The sequence below is a fragment of the Gemmiger formicilis genome, assembly GCF_016901605.1.
Taxonomy (GTDB): Bacteria; Bacillota; Clostridia; order Oscillospirales; family Ruminococcaceae; genus Gemmiger; species Gemmiger formicilis_B.
In genome coordinates this window covers 1-15,473 of the sequence record NZ_JACJKP010000053.1, presented here as the reverse complement: position 1 = coordinate 15,473, position 15,473 = coordinate 1, and the positions used below count along the sequence as shown (strand labels likewise).

Here is a 15,473-nt window from a genome sequence, read left to right as displayed (position 1 = left end):
AGCGTACCTTCAACCGTGTTTTTCAGATTCACATGGGAATGTCGCCCCGCCAATACCGGGAACTCAAATCTGTGGCATCACACAGCCCACTGACAATTCCATAAACGCATGCCGATACGAGAAAAGATCACCTTATCCGGCCAATTTACAATTCCATAAAAGGAGAAAATCTATGAGAGCGGGATTTTTTCAATACGATGTTGCTCATGACCGTCACCTGAATCTTTGCCACCTGAAACGTGTTTTGGAGCAATGTCAATGTGAACTTCTTGTATTGCCTGAATTATCTCTGTGCGGGTATCTGTTCGAGACCCGACAAAAGCTGTCCTGCTTTGCAGAAAATGTTCCGTTCGGACCTTCCACACAAGAAATCCTCTCGTTGTCGAATCGGTATGGTTGCACCATCATTTTTGGTCTTGCGGAAAAAGAAGGTACCAGGTTATTCAACACGGCTGTGATTGTAAGTAAAGGCCGGTACATTGGCAAATACCGGAAAATCCATCTCTCGGATTTTGAGAAGCGTTTATTTGACCGTGGAAAAGAAAATCCAGTATTTACGGTGGATGGAGTAACCATAGGCATACAGATCTGTTTTGACCTGTGGTTTCCTGAAATTTCCCGGGAGCAAATTCGACAAGGTGCAGACCTATTATGTGTATTGGCAAATTTTGGTGGAGACACCACCTGCCATATTACAAAGACACGCGCCATTGAAAACCTTACACCTCTGATTTTGTGTAACCGGGTCGGGACAGAGTCCATGCCGGAAATGGATGCGGCGTTTTTGGGAAAAAGCACGATTGTAGCCCCAAGCGGACAGAGAGTATACACCGCCCCAACAAACACCGAACACGTAGGCGTTTGCGAAATTACTGTCCCTTCTCCTAAGTCCAATGTAATTTGCCGCAACTTTGAAAGTGAGATTGCCTTTCATTATCATGTTACGCATCCGCCTCTCCTATAGTGTTATCTGAGTATGTTGCTTCTCTGTACGAGGAGCGGCGACGACACGTCAAGGCATTTATCGAATTTATGAATACCGAATATCCTAAGCTGACCAACAAAATCTCTTTTTCCCTGCCCATGTGGCTGGTAGGCCAAAAGATGAAGGAGGGCTATGTTGCGATTTCTGCCGCGAAAAATCATTTTTCCATTCATTTTTCCATCGAGGAATTTGTGAACCGTCTGGCCGAGAGCCTGCCCACCTGCAAAAAAGGAAAGCGGTGCATCAACATCAAATACGGCGATGAACCGTCCCTTCACAGGGTCGAAGAAAGTATCCATAATTTTTTGAAGTTGTATCATTTTGAAGCGCGCGCCTCACTATGACGGGTACAGAAGGAATCGGCTGCTGCGGTGCATACTGCAAGACCTGGCGCGAATTTCAAAAGACCTGCAAGAGCTGCAAACTGGGATATTAGGATGGGGCCCGGGATGCAAGCCGGGCAAAATGCAAAATCAAAAAATGCTGTCTGACCAAAGAATATTGCACTTGCGTAGAATGCCCGCTTCACCGCCACACGCGCCGCGCGATTTCGGAGGTTGCCTGCGCACCATCCAACTCAGCTCACGGTTCATGGTGCAGAAAATCTGGCTACCGGATTATCTGTTCTCGGATGATTCCACAAAATCACACGGCTATGTAAGACGCGCTATGCCATGATTGCCGCGCCGGAGCCAAAGTTCTGTCACCCCAAAGAATAACTGAAATACAGCAAAAGCAGCACCAGACCGCTGATGTTTCGGCGGCCGGTGCTGCTTTGTTTTATGTATCGTGCGCTCAGTTATCCCCCCGGTGATACCGGATCTTCATGTGCTCGGAGGCATTCCTGAGGATTTGAGAAAGAGCTTTGTCCGACTCTTCCTTCACCATCTCGGCAATCTTGCGGTTGGCTTCCTTCAGGATTTCAACGGGCTCGCCCTGCCGGATTTTCTCATCGTACTCGTAGAGGAACTGCTGGCCGCGGTTCATCACGGCGTTCAGATATCGCTCGTCAAAGATCAGGGCACTGCCGAACTGAGCGTCGGTCAAGGCGGCAATGAGCCGGCTATGCCAGTACATACTGTCGGTGGAAACGGTTTCGGTAGTACCGCTGAGGTACTTGGGGAACTCGGTCACGTTGGCGTATACCGGGAAACAGGCCGTGAAACCGCTGCCGCCCATGGACAGCCACTCCACACCTTGAACCGCTTCGGGCAGATATCCGCGGATCTGCATGATGCCGCAGACATCGCTGTTGGGCACACCGATGGTGCGATACTTGCCCTTGCAGGCGGCGGTTTTATCGTAAGGGTTGTAGGGCGTTCCCTGGTAATAGGACCCCAGCAGATACCGCACATCTTCCACTGTCACCTTACGCTCCGGCACAAAGGACCAGGGGATGTCGTTACTCTCCGGGGTGAAGTCGGCGTTTTCCCCGTCCCACTTGTAGGTCCGGGGCAGGAAGTACCGGGCCATGAACCAGGCACGGGGCGTGTTATAAATGTGGTCAGCATCGGAATGGGAACCGAAGGCAAGCCGGGGATTGAACGCCGCGCCTGTATCCAGCGCCAGGCGGTAGGTTTCCACAAACTCCCGCAGATCCCGGGAGCAAAGATGTTCTTTTTGTGCACCGAAGGCATCTTCAAAGTCAAAATGGTCCAGGCCAAACTGGTTGGGCATGATCACTACCCGGTCATCCGGCACCCGCCGGGCGATCCAGTGATGGCCGCCAATGGTTTCCAGCCACCAGATTTCGTCGGCATCCGCAAAGGCCATACCGTTGGGTTCATAGGTGCCGTACTCTTCCAGCAGCGCGCCGGTACGCAGTACGCCTTCCCGGGCCGAATGAATGTAGGGAAGCACCAGGGTCACCAGGTCCTCCTCCCCAATGCCGCCGGGGATTTCCTTGGTGCTGCGTCCTTTCTTTTCCTGGTACCGCACATAGGGGTCCGCACCGATGACCCGGGCGTTGCTGGTGATGGTTTCGGTGGCGGTCATGGCCACGTTGGCCTCATTGATGCCGCAAGCGGGCCAGACGCCGTTGGTCTTGGTCACGTTGGGGCAATCGGTATAGCGCATGGCGTTTTCCGGCAGTTCCACCGTCAGGTGGGAGATGACCGTTTTGTAGGTAGCGGCCTTCTCCCTGGCCGGGTGGACCAAAACGCGCTTGGCTTCAAATCCGCCGTCATCATTGCGGGCGATGATGGTGGAACCGTCATGGCTGGCTTTCTTGCCCACCAGAATCGTAGTACAAGGCATAGGGTTCTCCTTTTTCTATGTATTTCCGTTTCACATTGTGTACAACAGTGTATTCGCTGCACAGCCAACTTCCTGCAAGCGGAAATCGACAAAAAAATTGCTTTTTCTTTCTGATTCGACACATTTATCATAGCACGGGCCATCTACTATTTCCAGTCCTTGGCTTCCTCTGTTTTCTCTTTTTCATCCTGTATCTCAGGTGTATCATGGCAGAGTATCGGGCGAGGGATATGCCGCCCGAAAAGCAGTTCATGGCGGTTTTTCAAGATTTTGGGGACAATCTATCGCTGTTTTCTCGAGCAGTACCACTCTGTTCGTATAGGCGGAATCCGGTAAAAGAAAGACGAAAACTTCGGACCGACCGTCCCCCTACTCTGCCTCTCGATTACAAGATTATCAGTCCTCCGTTCTCACCTGGAGCAGCAACTGACCGTTTCGTAAAAATATGTTTACCTTGCTTTTGTAATCAAGTAACGCGGGTAATTTTTGTTTTGCCCGTGAACGGTTCGCTTTTTTGGGAATGGGATTGCTTTTCGCTTCCCAACTTCTAATTTTTTACATCATATCCCAATAGCCTTGTCGTACTCAATAACTCCATTTAATTTGTTTTGACTTCCGTTAAGATTAAGTGCCATAAAACTTTCATCGTCAACTTCAAATGGCGCTTTTATTCCACACTCACTTGCCGGAATATATCCTGCCTTTGGATAGTATTTGGAATGTCCCAAAACAACTGAATATTCATATCCCAATTTATGTGCTATACTGTGTCCTTCTTTCATCAAAGATAATCCGATTCCCCTGTTCTGATAATCGGGTAATACAGAAAGAGGGGCAAGCGCAAGAACCTCAACCCCTTGAACAACTGCTTTTGTAAAAAGAATATGTCCTACAATTTTTTCCTCCTCGACAGCAACAAGAGAAAGTTCCGGAATAAACGATTTGCTTTTTCTTAACGCTGCAACTAAGTTCTGTTCATTTCCATCTGTATATTCAGCATTTTCAAATGCTTCTTTTACAACATGATATACCGTATCATAATCTTCTGGTCTTTCTTGTCTTAGAATCAAAATAGATACCTCCATAGTTTTAAGTTTTTTTACAATTACAGGAAATAGCAAATCTACTATCTACCTCTCGATTTTTACGGCTCTGACAATGATAATATCCGGGATTTCTTTATTAAAATAGCATTCTTCGTAAAATCCGTCTATGACAAAACCAGTATCAAAACACAGATTAAAAATATCCTGTAAAGAACGATGATAATAACATTGTTTTTGTGGCTGTCCTTCAATCGCAATATCGTAATAGCTGTGCGGCGTCAGGCGTCATATATTTTTCTGTAAGCGTTACAAAACAGGGGTGCTGTGTCGCAAATACAAATACTCCGTTATCCTCAAGCAATTTATAAACAGAGGTAAAAAGCGGCTTAATGTCTGTAATATCCATGACCGCCATGTTTGAGACTGCTTTTGTAAATGGCTTATTTCTTTTTAATGCCATCAGACTTGTTTCATTCGTAGCGTCTGCTACACAAAACTCAATGTGATCAGCATACCGTTTTTGGCGCTTTTTTGCCAGTTCCACCATTTTTTCACTATAATCAAAAGCCAAAACAGAGACAGCTTTTTCTGCAAGATATGCAGAATAATTTCCATTCCCACAGGCAATATCTAAAATATAATCTGTTGGATCAGGATTTAGAAGCTCTGTTACTTTTGGACGGACAACTTCTCTGTGAAAATCATTTGATTCATCCCCCATTGAACAATCCCAAAATTCAGCGTTCTGATTCCAGATTGCTTTACTTTCTTCTTTTGAATACTGTATAATATCCTCTTTCTGCAAAATTACTTTTTCTCCTTCGCCGCATGGCTCCTGAAATGCGTGATAATGATGTTCCAATATTTCATCTGTTATCACAAACGGCGAATTGGCATTTAAGACTTGATTTCTTTTATATAGTCTTTCTTGCAAAAGCTCCTTACTGGCTTTCATATAGACAAGTTCCGTTTCAGCGCCTGCTTTTTGGATCAGCTCTTTATAAAAATTCCGATTTTCCTTACTCCAGAAACTAAAATCAATCACAACGTCTTTTCCCTGCTGAATCAGGGACAGCAGCTTTTTTTGAAGGGCAGCCTCCATCTGCTCTGACAATTTTTCATATTGTTCTTCCGGATAATCAATTCCCTTTCTCCCATAAAGTTTCCACATTTCTTCATCAATGGAAAGTCTGATATATCCTTCCTGTTCTTTTTTCTTGGCGTAAGTAGTCTTTCCAGAACCACATACGCCGCACATCATAATAACTTTGCTCATAAAACTCCTTTTCTTTTTCCGAAACGGCATCTATCAATTTGCACTACACAACAGAAAGTTCTTCAATCGCTTTATCTAAAAAAATCATACCGTCCAGATGTTCCAGCTCATGGCAGAAGCATTTTGCCATTTCATCTTCTCCGTCAACTATAATTTCCTCTCCATATTCATTGAGTGCCTGAATCGTGACCTTTTGTGGACGAATTGTTTTTACAAAACGGTTCGGGAAACTAAGGCATCCCTCAACACATTCCTGCACACCGCTTTGGCTTATCATTTTCGGATTTACAAGTTTTAATCGTGTATCGTTAAAATCAATGACAACCAACCGTTTCAAAACGCCAACCTGATTTGCTGCCAGTGCAGCTCCATTTTCTGTTTCATGTAATGTATCAAGCATATCATCTAAGAGCTGCCTGATTTTATCATCAACTTTTAGGACAGCTTTACATTTTTTTCTTAATATAGGGTCGCTGTCATAGCGAAGAAATCTTGTTGCCACTTTTTACCTCCTGTCTGCTGCTGTCAGCTCTTGATTTTCTCAAACTTACATCAAATAAAAATACCTCCTCAATGGCACACTCAAATATTTTAGAAATATCATATGCAAGCCAGATAGATGGTTCAAATTTTTCTGTTTCTATGGCATTTATCGCCTGCCTTGAAGCTCCAACCAGTTCTCCTAATTGCTCTTGCGTCAGCCCTCGCTGTTCCCGCAATTCTTTTATTCTGTTTTTCATAGTTCCTCCAAAAGTAAGGTTAACATTACAACAATTATATATGTTATATGTTTTTTCTTGTAATGTCAACCTTACATCTGTTTTCTGCTACACAAATATCTATAAAAACAGGAAACAATACCATGTTTCAGATATCGTTTCCCTATATCATACCCTTATGAATAGATCATCTCATGCAAAACAATTTCTTCTGCCCGGTTACGGATGTTATTGCAACGCTGCACCCATTCCATTTGAGAAGTACGCTTTAATTCCTCTGTCACGCCCTCGGCAGCTTTCATCTGCTCCATGATAGTGTCTAACCGTTCCTGTGCCTGTTCGTTCAGGTCTGCAAGATATGTCCACAATTCTCCGGTCAGTATCAGTGTGTTCAATCTGGCTGGATGGACTTCTCTTAAATATTCCCGGTGCATCCGTCCGTACTTTCCGATAGGACGGTGTTCCTCCGGCAGCTTCAAATCTGGGATATAGTAATCTCCGACAAGGATATAATCAATTCCGTTTTCTGTTATTCTTGGTTTCAATTCGCTCATGTTCCTTACCTCCTGTGGAAGCAGACTCGTCTGGTACTAACTCAATCACATCGGTAATCTCACAATTCAGCGTTTCGCAGATACGGGCTAATGTGTCCATGCTGATGTGCTTTCCCTCTTTGCTCATGTTGGCAATCATATTCGTTGTCATACCGGCGGCAAGCCTTATGCGCCGTGATTGCGGTCATGACCCCAAGTATTGGACCAGAAAACATCGAAAAAGAAAATAGCGCAAACCCATGCGGCAACATGGATCTGCGCTCGGCAGGAAAATCATTTTGCATCACGATTTCCTGCCTCCATTGTACAACACACAATTTCAAAACACAAGTGGAGGTCTACTCTTTATGAATCAACTGGAAACTGTCCTGTATCGGACCTATGTATATCGCCTTTATCCTACCGCCGAGCAGCAGACTATGCCTGCCGACCGATTTGACTTTGAGGATGAAAATTATAATGCCATGGCACGCCGCATTAACGAACTATATGGGCAACACGCCCACAAAGCAGATGCGGAAACTGTCATTCGTCAATATAGTATTTCCTGCCCCGGCATCGACTACCAAGGCTCCCTGGATCACACCCGAAAGGAGTTGTTCCAGGCAGTACAAAAGCTATGGCAGGGAAGCTACAACAAGATTTATTTGCGCCCGGTCACACGGAATCAGCGCTGCTTCTATTTTAAAACAATGGCGGTCAGCGAATTCCATATTATTGTTCCCACTATCGGGACAATCCTGCGGGATACTCATCGCCCGCTCCCGGTCGGTGCAAAAGCACTCAGCGGCCAAATCTTTTACAGCTCCTATGAAGGGCGCTACTACGCTCATATACTTATCGTATACACGGCAAAATTGCCGGCCCCCATCACGCCTGTACTCTACGACCGGGCCATCGGTCTGGATTACGCACAAGACGGTCTGTACCGTGACTCCAATGGTCACAGTGCCGAATATCCCGGATTCGCGGCAAAGTCCAAACCCAAACGGGAAGCTTTACAACAAGCCCTGTCCCGTGCACACACTGGCAGCCGGCGCTGGCGTGCCCTGCGCGCCAAACTGGCCAAGTTGGACCGACATACTCAAAATCAACGTCGTGATTGGCAATACAAACAATCTAAGCGTCTCCTGCAGAATCACGACCTCATTGCTACCGAAAATCTGGATTTTGTGGGTATGAAGCGTCAAACCCCTCGCCTTACCCCTAAAATAGAAGATAATCAGTACCCCGCCTTTTTGCAAAAGCTGCAAAGTAAAGCTATCATGCAGGGAAAGCGTGTCGTGCGAGTCGATCGCTATTATCCGAGCTCTCAAATTTGCTCGGCATGCGGTGCACATCTTGGCAAACTTCCCCTGACCTTCTCCATTTTTCATTGCCCACAATGTGGAACACAAATGCAACGGGATCTTAATGCCGCAAAAAACATTCTGCATGAGGGACTGCGTCAGGCAAAATAAGGAATTCCGTTCCTTGGGTACATAGGAACTTTTTGCGCACAGGCAGGCCGTGCGAAATTGTGCCGGAATGAATTTTGCCTGCTCGCCCGGGCGTTCCGGGTAAAACGCGCATGCAGTGAGCCATGCGAACGAAACGCCGAATGGTTATACGCTCACGTTTTTATACAATTTGTATTACAGGCACAAAAACAGCACGGCGGTAAGCGGAAGTTGGACCCTCCCGTTTACCTGCGCAGGTGATGCGACCACCTACACAACAGACTTGCTGCACCGTACCAAACTCAGTATAGCAGCGTTCTTACGATATGACAAGGCCGATGTGTTTGTTTCACAAATTGACCTGTGCCGTGTGTTTTCCGATAAAAGGAGTACACATTATGAAGGTTACAAAAACTAATGAAAAAAGTATTCTTGACTTTTCCGAAGAAACCACTCTGGAAGATTGGCTTCTGTATTGGCTTGACGCCTATGTAAAGCCCGTTTCCAAACCGTCCGGCTATGAGCACTATCGAGATAATTGCGTAAAACACATCATTCCTGCAATAGGAGAAATCCAACTTGGAAACCTGACGCCACGCGTGTTGCAGCGCTTTTTCAACGAGCAGGCACGAACAGGCAATCTTCGTACCGGGGGACCGCTGTCCACTAAGAGCCTGCGCAATATGCGGGCCGTGTTGGATGTTGCATTGAAGCTCGCTACGGCCGAAGAATTGATGCCAAGCAATCCCGTTCCGCTGACCGCAATCAAATCTGTGAAAAGCCGCCGGGTTCAGATCATGACCAATGACTCCCAGAGGGTCTTGGAAACATATCTGTTCGAACATTTCGGTCACAAAGAAGCCAGCATTCTACTGGCACTGTACACGGGTATGCGTTTGGGCGAGATCTGCGCCCTGCGGTGGAAAAATTATCAGGAATCCACCGGGATGCTCTCCGTTGAAAGTACCGTGCGCCGCATCAGTGATATCGACTCAAACCCGATGGCATCAAAGACGCAGTTGGTATTCGGTTCTGTAAAGACAACTTCCTCGGAACGAGAGTTATATATGCCAGACGTGGTACAGCAGTTGTTGAAGCTGCAGCGGGAGCGCTTTGCAAAAGAGTTCGGTCGGGAAGCCTGTGACGAAGATTTTATCGTTTTTAATCGTTGCGGCCGTGTGATGGACCCGGACAACCTCAGCCATTACTTTTCGCGGATTCTGCGGCAACTGCACCTGGAACATGTCAAATTTCACGCCATGCGACACACGTTTGCGACACGCGCTATCGAAAACGGCATCGATGTCGCAACGGTATCGGGCCTGCTGGGCCACGCCGATGTGACTACTACTACCCATTTCTATGTTCATCCGCGGGATGAAGCGATGCGAGCCGCTATGCGTGGCATTGTACCCGTAGGAACAGTGAAATTCGGAAACGGCGCGTAGGCGAATAGACATTTTAGGAAGTTCGAGCATATACAACATTCGTTATGCTGTTCTATTCGCTACCTAAACAAAGGCTTGCAAGTCATCAATATCGTCCACATGCAAAACCTCGTAAGTTGTTTTTGATTCGCTCGGATTCCATATATTGCATGAGCCTCCTTCTTTTTTCAAAAGAAGGAGGCTCATGCGCATGTTTAATACATGAAAGTAATAGATTACTCCGTGGGAAGCTCGCGATAGGTCATCGTTTCAAAATCAGAATATCCACCAGCGTCTTCCCCATTGCCCGAAGCGTATAACCCCAGTGTACAGCCGACAAAACCACCGGCATGTTCCGTGCTTAAAGAGCGCAGGTCGATACCAGAGGCAGCTGTTTTCCATTCGGTACCGCTTTGGTAAAGTACGCTGGCAACAAGCCCTTCTACCCGCAGTTTCAGCCGGATGGCAGCCTGGGGCTGCATATTGATTTGCGCCAGAGGGTTGTCTTTGCTGTCTTTGCACAGAAAAACAACAAGTTTAACGCCCGAATCATGGGGATAGCATTCTGCCCGCAGATGATTTTCATTGCTTTGAACCATTGCAATGCCGGCGCAATCACTCTCTTTGCAGAAATGCGGCATAAAGCTGGTTTCAAATTCGCAATTCCAATGTTGCTGACGCAGAGCCAAGTAAGCAGGCTCACCTCGGTCCTTCAAGCTGTCGCAACGATGGAAAAGACGGACAAAATGCCCTTCTGCGTGCAGTTCCAGCTCATGATCGCGGTGATTGCGCAAAGTCAGCAATTCCGGCGGCAAAGAAGGGGTATCGAACGTATAGGTTTTACATTGGGGGGCGTCGTCAGAAATCTGTCCCTCGTAAGGCAGCGTGACCACTTCTTCAAGATGACCGACCCCTGCATTTACAACCGGCCAGCCATCTTCCCAGGTGACCTTTGCCAAAAAGGTTTCACGCCCCAACAACGTGTACCCTTGGTTCGGCCGGCAAGCCAATACAACCATATACCAGTTGCCGTTTCCGTCATCCACTAAGTCGGCATGACCGACGCAGGTAACAGGATATTGGGCCCCCAAATGGCGATGCGTCAGAATGGGGTTGCAGGGGCAGTACTCGTAGGGACCAAACACATTTTTGCTGCGCGCGATCATGACGCTGTGGTGGATGGAAGTACCGCTTTCCGCATGCAAAATGTAATAGTAACCATCCTTTTTGTACAGGTGAGGTCCCTCCGGCCAAATGGCTTTGCGCTGGAATCCGGTAAGTACAATGGTGGCATCGGGCTTTAACTGCATCGTGTCCAGATCCAGAGTTTGAACCCAAATTTCGCAGTCGCCATTGTAGCGGTACCCGGCAGAACGCGGCCGTTGGCCGATATAATAGCAGGTACCGTCATCGTCAAAAAAGAGACTGGGATCAATGCCGCCGGTAGACTCACCCAAATAGTAAGGCTCGGACCAGGGGCCGCGCGGATCTTTTGCAGTGACGATAAAATTTCCTTGGTCGGACACGTTGGTGGTAATCATATACCAGGTGCCCTTATGGTAACGAATGGTAGGGGCAAAAATCCCCTCGGAATGCTGACAGCCGGACAAAGGAACCTGAGAATCACGATCGAGCACATTACTGATCAAATTCCAGTGGACAAGATCTTCGCTCTCAAAAACCGGCACACCGGGAAAATACGCAAATGTCGAATGAACCGTATAGAATTTGTTCCCTACCCGGCAAATCGAAGGGTCGGGAAAGAAGCCTGTCATGATAGGATTTTTAACGGAAAGCATAGAAAACCTCCAGGTATAAAGGGGTGATATTCTGCATGCAAAAATATAGAGCTATGGCCGCTGTATCCAGGAGGAAAAACAGATGCAGCGGCCATAGCTATTGAAAGGTGCCGCCGAACTGACTTTTCGGATTACAGGCACTGGAAAACAGGGGCGGATGGCAGGAAAAGGATTTTACTCTTTTACACTGCCAATGGTCATGCCGGATACAAAGTATCTTTGCAGGAAGGGATAAAGCAGAATGATGGGAAGCATCGTCACCACAGTAGCGGCGGCACGCACGGTAACCGGCGTGACGGCTGCGGCAGCGGTGTTGCCGCCGGTGGTGGCACTGCCGCTTTGCTGCATGACAGAGGAAAGAAGCTTCATCAACTCATATTGCAGGGTCGTATACTGGGCGTTCATCCGGTTGTACAACATAGCATCGAACCAGGAGTTCCACTGTCCGACAGCTACGAACAGGGCGACGGTGGCATACACCGGCTTGCACAGGGGCGAGATGATACGGGTAAAGATGGTGAAATCGTTGGCACCGTCAATCATGGCGGATTCTTCCAGCGCGCTGGGCAGACCTTCCATGAAAGTGCGCAGAACCAGAACGTTAAATGCGCTGATCATGCCCGGAATGACGTATACCCAGAAAGAGTTGGTCAGGTTCAGGTTGCGGTACAAAATCAAGGTGGGGATCATACCGCCGTTCACATACATGGTGATGACCCAGAACAAAGACAACTGGGAGCGGAACAAAAAGCGCTTGCGGCTGACAACGTAGGCCAAAAGGGCGTTCGTCACCAAGGCAAAAATCGTTCCCAATACCGTTCTGGCCACAGAAACGATAGCACCGGTGATGATGTTCTGCTGATTCAGAACCGTTTTATAGTTCGAGAGCGTAAAGATGCGCGGCCACAGATGGATGCCACCGCGTACGGCGTCGATACCGTCGTTGAAAGAAATCGCCAGCGTGTTCAGAACAGGATACAGCGTAATGGTGACGAACAAAACCAGGAAAATGGTATTGCAGGTAACAAAGACTTTGTCCATGGTGGATGATTTGATTTTCATGTGTACCCTCCCCTTAGAACAATCTGTCTTCACCGGCACGTTTGGCAATCCAGTTTGCGCCGAGAATCAGAATAATTGCAACGACGCTCTTGAAGATACCGGCTGCAGTACCCAAAGAATAATCGTTCTGGCTGATGCCCCAGGTCAAGGTGTAGATATCAATGGTTTCCGAAACACTCTTGACCAGGCCGTTGCCAAGCAGATACTGGACTTCAAAGCCTGCATTCAATACGTTGCCAACATTCATGATCAGCAGAATCATAATGGTGGACTTGATGCCAGGAAGCGTGACGTGCCAGATTTTGCCCCACCGGCCGGCACCATCCAAAGTGGCTGCCTCATACAGGCTGGGATCGATGGAGGTAATAGCGGCCAGGTAGACAATGGCATTCCAGCCGGTTTCCTTCCAAACATTGGCAAATGCAACGATTGGCCAAAAATAACTCGGATTGGCGAAGAAGTTGATGGGCGAATCCAGAATGCCCAGGTTCACCAGCAGCTCATTGACGATACCGGTGGAAGACAGCGCATCGTGCAGAATACCGGTGACAATGATCCAGGAAAGGAAGTGGGGCATATAGGAAATCGTTTGAACAAGCTTTTTGCCGAACATGTTGCGTACTTCGTTCAGCAGGATGGCGAAGATAATGGCCATTAAAAAGGTGGTCACCAGATTGAGAACGCCCATGGCCAGAGTGTTACGGATATCACGCAAAAAGACTTCGTCAGAGAACAGGAATTTAAACTTTTCCAGTCCTACGAATTCAGATCCGAAGAGGCCGTCTTTGGGTTTGTAGTTCTGAAAGGCCATTACCCAGCCTGCCAGTGGAACGTAATAAAATACGATGCCGTATACAAAAAAGATAGCCGCACAGACCATCAGAAATTTCTGGCGTGAAATCTCTTTCCATGTAATACGCTTTGATGGATTTTTCATTGGCGAGTCCTCCTAAGGAACGTGTATGGCGAATCATGTGTTGCAAACTAACGTTTAAGGAGCTTGCGGGTTGAATGCATTTCATAAAAAAAGTGGCCACGGCTACACCGTGCAGCCGTGGCCACTTGTATGTGTCAACGTCTGTGTCGCCTGCAATAACGGGCATCAAAGACCGGCACGGCGCTCAAGCTCAGTTTGCATTTCTGCCAAGAAATCCTGCGGATTGGCTGCGTTGTACGCAGTCATGTATTCATTCCAGGTGCTTTCAAAATCAGGCTCCATAACAACTTTGGGCAGCCATTCGTGTTTGACTTCGCCCATCTTGACCCAGGCAACACCACCGGGGGTTTCGGTAGTCATTGAACCGGAGTAAGAATACATCGGGAACCAGGGGCCCGGTTCTTCTTTCACAGAACCGATCAAATCGACGTAGCTGTCTACGTCGTAGGCAGCAAACAGTTTCTGCAGGGGGGTGGACAGGCTGTCCAGGAATTCGCTTGCCTGCTGGTCGGGCTGCATGGCGTTCTTGCCGTCCCGGCTGGTGCCCAGCCACTGCGGCATGTAGGAATAGTTGCACATGTGAGAGGCCTGGTAGGCGGGATCCGAACACTGCATCCGCATTTCTTCGGTGCGGTAATACAGACCGTTTTCATCCACCAGATAGTCTACTCCTTCAACACCCCAGTAGCGAAGATCGTGAATCTCCTGGTCCAAGAGGTCATTCATGAACTTAAAGGCTGCATCAATGTCGGAGCAACTGGTAGTAACCGCCACACCGCTGGAGTTGTTCAACGTGTCGGCGTAGTTGTGCCAGCGGTTTTCCATTCCTTCTTCAATGGTCAGGCCCAGCGGAACGTAGTTGCAGCCCTGCTCGTCCAAACCCTGCTGTTTGAAAACATCATTGACATTGTACGCGAAGTTCCACCACTGGTCGCACATGCCCAGCACAGCGCCGGTGGAAAGCTTGGCGATGTATTCATCGTAGGTCTGGGTGGCGAATTCTACGTCCACGTAGCCTTTCTGGTATTCTTCGTTCAATTTCTGGAAATACTTCTTGGCAGTAGGCGTGGTATTGTAGTCAACCACCTGCATCGTATCCGTGTCTACAATGACAGAGCCGTCGTTGGGATACCCATCAAGGAACTGGGGTGCATTCTCGATGCAGAAATAGCGCCAGTCTTCGCAAAGTGCCGTGTAGGGAATGTTCTTGGTACCGTTTGCCATGGTGGGGTTGGCATCGGCATAGCTTTCCAGCAGATCGAAATACTGGTCCAGGGTTTTGATTTCGGGGTAACCGGCCCATTCCAGAACACGCGCCTGAATCCAGAAGGCTTCATCGTTATGGGTGGTGGCACGATCTTCGCCATAGGTGTTCTGGAATACGTTGGCCCAATAGATTTTGCCGTCCTCCTGGCGGAACTTGTCCCACTCTTCGTCAGTGTACATCTCTTTCAGGTTGGGATACTTTTCCAGGTAATCATCCCAGGGCACCAGGACGCCTGCATCGTAAAGAGACATCATGGCATCGCCGCCATTGATGAAATCCGGATACTCGCCGCCGGCGATGATTGTGCCGATGGCTTCTGCGTCGGTCTGGCCGGTCAGCCAGGTCTCTTTCAGTTTGGCACCGGTCTTTTCGGCAATGATGTTCATAATTTCGTTGTCATCATTGATTTCGGAACCGGGCATTGCGGTAAACATCGTAAATGTTTTGATCCCATCGGCCGATTCGGACGATGCGGACGATGCGGTGGAATCAGAGCCGCCGCCACATGCCGTTAAGCCCAGCAGCATGGCCGCGGACATACTTGCCGCAAATACGCGCCGCCACAATTTTACTTTCATAATTAGCCTCCTGTAAATAGATTTTTCGCCCCTTGCAGGCTTTTCCGATTTAAGTATATATACTAAAAATGTTTTACACAACCGACAAATTCTAGTAAAAACCCCTGAAAATTATAGCTTTGCAAATT

The 15,473-nt window shown here is 47.9% G+C and carries 14 protein-coding genes and 1 pseudogene; 4 read left to right on the top strand and 11 right to left on the bottom strand.

Annotated features, from left to right (window positions below):
• Positions 1-172 precede the first annotated feature (172 nt).
• Both H6B10_RS05965 and H6B10_RS05960 read left to right on the top strand, forming a co-directional pair.
• Positions 173-964 (top strand): carbon-nitrogen hydrolase family protein, encoded by a 792-nt coding sequence (locus H6B10_RS05965; RefSeq protein WP_204650651.1) that lies wholly within the window; start codon positions 173-175, stop codon positions 962-964.
• Positions 964-1,329, top strand: a complete 366-nt coding sequence (locus tag H6B10_RS05960) for a DUF1801 domain-containing protein (RefSeq protein WP_345941709.1) — start codon at positions 964-966, stop codon at positions 1,327-1,329. Before H6B10_RS05965 ends, H6B10_RS05960 begins: the two co-directional genes overlap by 1 nt.
• Positions 1,330-1,780: 451 nt before the next feature.
• Here the strand turns inward: H6B10_RS05960 and H6B10_RS05955 are convergent, their stop codons facing one another.
• From H6B10_RS05955 to H6B10_RS05925, 7 genes and pseudogenes are all read right to left on the bottom strand, one after another.
• On the bottom strand, positions 1,781-3,241 hold the full coding sequence (locus H6B10_RS05955) for a C69 family dipeptidase (RefSeq protein ID WP_204650649.1): 1,461 nt from the start codon (positions 3,239-3,241) through the stop codon (positions 1,781-1,783).
• Between the two features lie 560 nt (positions 3,242-3,801).
• Complete coding sequence (locus tag H6B10_RS05950; RefSeq protein ID WP_204650647.1) at positions 3,802-4,311, bottom strand: GNAT family N-acetyltransferase; 510 nt, start codon at positions 4,309-4,311, stop codon at positions 3,802-3,804.
• A gap of 223 nt (positions 4,312-4,534) precedes the next feature.
• Complete coding sequence (locus H6B10_RS19030; RefSeq protein ID WP_430661751.1) at positions 4,535-5,563, bottom strand: AAA family ATPase; 1,029 nt, start codon at positions 5,561-5,563, stop codon at positions 4,535-4,537.
• 43 nt (positions 5,564-5,606) lie between these two features.
• Positions 5,607-6,065, bottom strand: a complete 459-nt coding sequence (def, locus tag H6B10_RS05940; RefSeq protein ID WP_033126562.1) for a peptide deformylase — start codon at positions 6,063-6,065, stop codon at positions 5,607-5,609.
• The gene (locus H6B10_RS05935; RefSeq protein WP_204650652.1) at positions 6,040-6,303 is read right to left on the bottom strand and encodes a helix-turn-helix transcriptional regulator; all 264 of its coding nucleotides are present in this window, start codon (positions 6,301-6,303) and stop codon (positions 6,040-6,042) included. Before H6B10_RS05935 ends, def begins: the two co-directional genes overlap by 26 nt.
• A gap of 155 nt (positions 6,304-6,458) precedes the next feature.
• Positions 6,459-6,836, bottom strand: coding sequence for a TnpV protein (locus tag H6B10_RS05930; RefSeq protein WP_204650646.1), 378 nt, complete (start codon positions 6,834-6,836; stop codon positions 6,459-6,461).
• Positions 6,796-7,005, bottom strand: a pseudogene (locus H6B10_RS05925) (helix-turn-helix domain-containing protein); the annotation flags it as partial. The gene H6B10_RS05930 and the pseudogene H6B10_RS05925, both read right to left, overlap by 41 nt.
• A 178-nt stretch (positions 7,006-7,183) precedes the next feature.
• Here H6B10_RS05925 and H6B10_RS05920 point away from each other — a divergent pair.
• Both H6B10_RS05920 and H6B10_RS05915 read left to right on the top strand, forming a co-directional pair.
• Complete coding sequence (locus H6B10_RS05920) at positions 7,184-8,296, top strand: RNA-guided endonuclease InsQ/TnpB family protein (protein WP_204650645.1); 1,113 nt, start codon at positions 7,184-7,186, stop codon at positions 8,294-8,296.
• 377 nt (positions 8,297-8,673) lie between these two features.
• Positions 8,674-9,723, top strand: a complete 1,050-nt coding sequence (locus H6B10_RS05915) for a tyrosine-type recombinase/integrase (RefSeq protein ID WP_204650644.1) — start codon at positions 8,674-8,676, stop codon at positions 9,721-9,723.
• A 215-nt stretch (positions 9,724-9,938) separates the two neighbouring features.
• On the opposite strand, the gene H6B10_RS05910 is transcribed toward H6B10_RS05915, so the two are convergent.
• From H6B10_RS05910 to H6B10_RS05895, 4 genes are all read right to left on the bottom strand, one after another.
• The gene (locus H6B10_RS05910; protein WP_204650643.1) at positions 9,939-11,501 is read right to left on the bottom strand and encodes a glycoside hydrolase family 43 protein; all 1,563 of its coding nucleotides are present in this window, start codon (positions 11,499-11,501) and stop codon (positions 9,939-9,941) included.
• Positions 11,502-11,675: 174 nt separating this feature from the next.
• Positions 11,676-12,563: a carbohydrate ABC transporter permease gene (locus H6B10_RS05905; protein WP_204650642.1), complete on the bottom strand. Its 888-nt coding sequence runs from the start codon at positions 12,561-12,563 to the stop codon at positions 11,676-11,678.
• Positions 12,564-12,576: 13 nt separating this feature from the next.
• Positions 12,577-13,500, bottom strand: coding sequence for an ABC transporter permease (locus tag H6B10_RS05900; RefSeq protein WP_204650641.1), 924 nt, complete (start codon positions 13,498-13,500; stop codon positions 12,577-12,579).
• A 165-nt stretch (positions 13,501-13,665) separates the two neighbouring features.
• Positions 13,666-15,345 carry a sugar ABC transporter substrate-binding protein gene (locus H6B10_RS05895; protein WP_204650640.1) on the bottom strand — a complete coding sequence of 560 codons (1,680 nt, stop codon included), beginning with the start codon at positions 15,343-15,345 and terminating at the stop codon, positions 13,666-13,668.
• Positions 15,346-15,473: the final 128 nt, after the last annotated feature.

Coding starts and splice junctions, on each gene's coding strand:
- H6B10_RS05915 (WP_204650644.1), top strand. CDS start 8,674: ATGAAGGTTACAAAAACTAATGAAAAAAGTATTCTTGACTTTTCCGAA.
- H6B10_RS05905 (WP_204650642.1), bottom strand. CDS start 12,563: ATGAAAATCAAATCATCCACCATGGACAAAGTCTTTGTTACCTGCAAT.
- H6B10_RS05930 (WP_204650646.1), bottom strand. CDS start 6,836: ATGAGCGAATTGAAACCAAGAATAACAGAAAACGGAATTGATTATATC.
- H6B10_RS05895 (WP_204650640.1), bottom strand. CDS start 15,345: ATGAAAGTAAAATTGTGGCGGCGCGTATTTGCGGCAAGTATGTCCGCG.
- H6B10_RS05920 (WP_204650645.1), top strand. CDS start 7,184: ATGAATCAACTGGAAACTGTCCTGTATCGGACCTATGTATATCGCCTT.
- H6B10_RS05935 (WP_204650652.1), bottom strand. CDS start 6,303: ATGAAAAACAGAATAAAAGAATTGCGGGAACAGCGAGGGCTGACGCAA.
- H6B10_RS19030 (WP_430661751.1), bottom strand. CDS start 5,563: ATGAGCAAAGTTATTATGATGTGCGGCGTATGTGGTTCTGGAAAGACT.
- H6B10_RS05965 (WP_204650651.1), top strand. CDS start 173: ATGAGAGCGGGATTTTTTCAATACGATGTTGCTCATGACCGTCACCTG.
- H6B10_RS05900 (WP_204650641.1), bottom strand. CDS start 13,500: ATGAAAAATCCATCAAAGCGTATTACATGGAAAGAGATTTCACGCCAG.
- H6B10_RS05910 (WP_204650643.1), bottom strand. CDS start 11,501: ATGCTTTCCGTTAAAAATCCTATCATGACAGGCTTCTTTCCCGACCCT.
- H6B10_RS05955 (WP_204650649.1), bottom strand. CDS start 3,241: ATGCCTTGTACTACGATTCTGGTGGGCAAGAAAGCCAGCCATGACGGT.